This window comes from Photobacterium sp. OFAV2-7 (assembly GCF_022347985.1).
Classification (GTDB): Bacteria; Pseudomonadota; Gammaproteobacteria; order Enterobacterales; family Vibrionaceae; genus Photobacterium.
This window is the reverse complement of sequence record NZ_JAKRFQ010000585.1, coordinates 1-3327: the sequence shown is the minus strand read 5'-3', so window position 1 is coordinate 3327 and position 3327 is coordinate 1. Positions and strand designations below refer to the sequence as shown.

General features: G+C 40.0%; 4 protein-coding genes and 1 pseudogene. 1 reads left to right on the top strand and 4 read right to left on the bottom strand.

Annotated elements, in window-relative coordinates; all coding sequences use genetic code 11:
- The first annotated feature begins 455 nt into the window (after positions 1-455).
- Positions 456-806: an aminotransferase class I/II-fold pyridoxal phosphate-dependent enzyme gene (locus MHN01_RS21295; protein ID WP_239413312.1), complete on the top strand. Its 351-nt coding sequence runs from the start codon at positions 456-458 to the stop codon at positions 804-806.
- 171 nt (positions 807-977) lie between these two features.
- Here the strand turns inward: MHN01_RS21295 and MHN01_RS21290 are convergent.
- The 4 genes and pseudogenes from MHN01_RS21290 to MHN01_RS21275 form a co-directional block, all read right to left on the bottom strand.
- Positions 978-1922, bottom strand: a pseudogene (locus MHN01_RS21290) (DDE-type integrase/transposase/recombinase).
- 47 nt (positions 1923-1969) lie between these two features.
- Entirely contained in the window at positions 1970-2218 is a 249-nt protein-coding gene (locus MHN01_RS21285) for a hypothetical protein (protein ID WP_239413311.1), read from the bottom strand.
- A complete protein-coding gene (locus tag MHN01_RS21280; RefSeq protein WP_239413310.1) occupies positions 2197-2373 on the bottom strand; it encodes a hypothetical protein in 177 nt (58 codons plus the stop codon). Before MHN01_RS21280 ends, MHN01_RS21285 begins: the two co-directional genes overlap by 22 nt.
- 460 nt (positions 2374-2833) lie before the next feature.
- A partial coding sequence (locus MHN01_RS21275) for a DNA polymerase (protein ID WP_239413309.1) occupies positions 2834-3327 on the bottom strand: 494 nt, incomplete at its 5' end.

Here is a 3327-nt window from a genome sequence, read left to right as displayed (position 1 = left end):
TTTAAAATATAACGTCAATCGAATTAAAATATATACTACTGCATTATATATGGATGATCTATACTATGGTTAACAGTTCAAATACTCAGGTACAAAATAATAATACTAACCTCAATGCTGCTTATATTAATGGGCGTTATTTCTGGTTTAGGTATTATCAAGATAAGTCTGGTGAGTGAATAACTTAAGAATTTCGTTCACGAAGATATCCATTGATAGATATAACGATAGACATTACTATTAAGCAGTTGGAATCAGCAATGTTGCTTGATAGAGTATTAAGAACTGCAGGTGCTAAAGATGGGGGGGAGGCAATAATTTTTCGCGAGTTAGAAATGTTGTTTCATCGATTTGTCCCAGTGGTAGAGAAAATGTTGTAGATTTGAAAGTTTATTTTACCGATCAATTGGGCACTCATCGTCAACAGGATATACACCAACCAGGGCTCGATTGACTTGAGGCGAGAGATTGCGAAAACTTATCAGACAATAAACCCAGATGAAATCTTGTATCTCGCTGATGCTGGAGAAGGTCCGTACGCGGTGGAACAAAGCATTCTAACTCAAGATGATCACGTAATTGTTCCTAAGCCGAATTACCAAAGTGCTGAAACCATTCCTCTAGCGGCTTGTGAAGTTACGGGTGTTCAGGTGCGCATGTATGCATATAAGGGGGACGGATGGCATCTTGATATTGATGATATAAGGGCGGCAATTCGTCTGAATACCAAACTAGTTAGCCTGAACTTCCCTCATAACCCAACTGGTTATCTGATGAGGGTTACCGAGGCGTTGTGCTCGATGTAGAAGAGCAGATGCTGCAACTTGCAGATATCTATGAAAAGGTATTTTACTCAATGTAATGTCTATAGCATACGGCTTCAGGGGCTACGAATTGATTGGATTGCTTCCAAAGATAAAGCGGATTTGCAGAATTTGGAAAGATATAATCTGTGTGATTAATAGAGATCGTTTCATTTATTGAAGCTCATTCTCATAGTTCTGTTTTTGGATTCTCTCTTCCTCATGCTGATAACACTGTTGAACATCATAAGAGAAAGGAGTGTTATTACCCAATTCAGAGTAACGCTCCATCGGTTTTTTTCCTTTTAAGGCACTGTTTGGACGATGCAAATTGTAATAGTGTGGCCATTCAGTAAGATGCTCATCCAAGCTTGTTAGTTCAATCTCTACTGTTGGATAAAACTCACATTTGTCAGCCTTCTGAGAGTGCTCAACTTTGTCATTGAGGTGCGGCGAAGCTGGTGTATTTGGGCGGAACTTTATTCCGTATTCTTTGAGCATCTCTTGAACAGATAAAGCAAAGAACTTTCGGCCTCTATCGGTTTGGATTCGCTGAACTGGAAAAGGCATTTCCTCGATTCCACATTCAATAGAATCTAGCGTGTTAGCTGCAGTACCGCGTGAATAGCACCGCAAAACACGGTAGCGAGTACAATCATCTGTTGCCGTGTATTGAAAAACTCCAGTAGCGAGTTTACAAGTATCCATTTGCACTCTATCGCCAGGAATTGGTCGTTCATAGCGCTGAAAGTCTTGCTTCCTAGGGGATGTGATATTGGTGGTTACAGCATTGGAGGTTAGCACTTTATGGATGGTTGCAGTGCTGATATGAAGGTCATGCAGGCGTGCTAATTCTGACTGATACCTTCTTGCTCCAAGGTTTCTATTTTCCTTATATCCAAACCAGCTTTTCGATATCAGGAGTGATTTTGCTATTCGGAGAAGAATGAGGCTTTCGGTTAATACTTTCTAAGCCAGTAAACCATCACTCTCATATCGAGTTACCCACTTGCGAAGTGTTGGCCTTGAAATTCCACAACGACGGCAAACTAAACCTGCATCACCGCATTCTTGGCAGAGTTTTACCCACTGTAATCTTTGTTGGATTTCTCTGTCCATAGACATCCTGTATAGTGAAAGGATGTCTATGAATCACGCACGTATTGTTATGGCCGAAAGCCAGTGACTGCAAAGATAATTTCTAAATTTTCAATAATGTTTTTGCTATCGATATGGCTAAAGCCTCTTACAAAGTTAGCAGTATTAGTCTTTAATTCTTTAAGCCATAACTCATCCGTTACATCTACTGGCTCATCTAAAATAACACCTTCTACACCAGTAACTGAATTTTTGAAACCTTTTATTGGGCTGTAGCCCGTATTAGCTTCATTTATTACGAAATACATTGAAACCATATATCTCTTCGGTTTTTTTCTACAGCACTAATAACCCAAACAATTCCACCTTCTGAACCATGCACACTATTATTAGTATAAGCGGTCAAAATCCCGAGCTCTTTTACTGATTTACCAATTTTTTCTTCGTTGTGATAAATAAAATAATTAATCATCGTGTATCTCCATTATTAAAATAAAGTTCATATTGTCTCATCAAATGGCACTGACAATAATTTTTGCTGAGCGCATCACATTTAATACTCTTATTCATTTACTTTATCGAGCACTTTGTCGAGCTTAAGCTTTGATGTTCTCAGGCGAGATCGCAACTATTCGCAATCTTGTTTTTGAGAATAATCAGTGACACTTCATTATCCCCAAGCCTGACTGTTCTATCGAGCATCCATACATACAGTATTGGGGCGAATGAAAGTCAGTATTTGGTATCAATGCAGATTAATATGGTTTTGACTTAATATTACTAATCCTATTTTTTTTTTTGTGAACTAGGGGCGTACCATACACTTTGTCCAAAATCTTTTTCGAAGTGTTGGATAACTAGACATGGCAGAGAGTAACTGCGGACACAAATCCTGATAGGATAATTCAAAAAGGTTTTGTGTCCACTATTTGTCATTTGGCAAGCCAGGTATCGAGGGTCGTTGGATCCCCTTCTTTCGTCCAGCATTGAGGGTGACGAATGTTTATGTCCGCTCTCAAGTGAAGCTGGGGATAAACTTCCTGCACTACTTGGGTCATGACTTGGGCCGTTAATGCACCGACTTCTTGCATATGTTCTTTGGGTGCTTCGAAAACAAAGGCATCGTGCATCGCAACGATCAGTTTGGTATTGTAACCTTTATACAACTGATGAAGTCGATTACCAGCCGCTTTGAACAGCGCTGCGGCTGTACCTTGCACTGGCATGTTCACCATCCAGTTTTTCTCAGTATGATCTCGCTTAGCATCCAATTGGCGGTATCGATGCAATCCCGTTGCAGTGCTAACGTGGCCTCGCAGAGCGCCATACTGGGGCATTCTCTCAATGGCTTTTTGCAGTTCGGGAAACATCGATAGAAACTTATCCATCAGTTCAGTGGCCTTGTTGACACTGATATTGAGTTTTT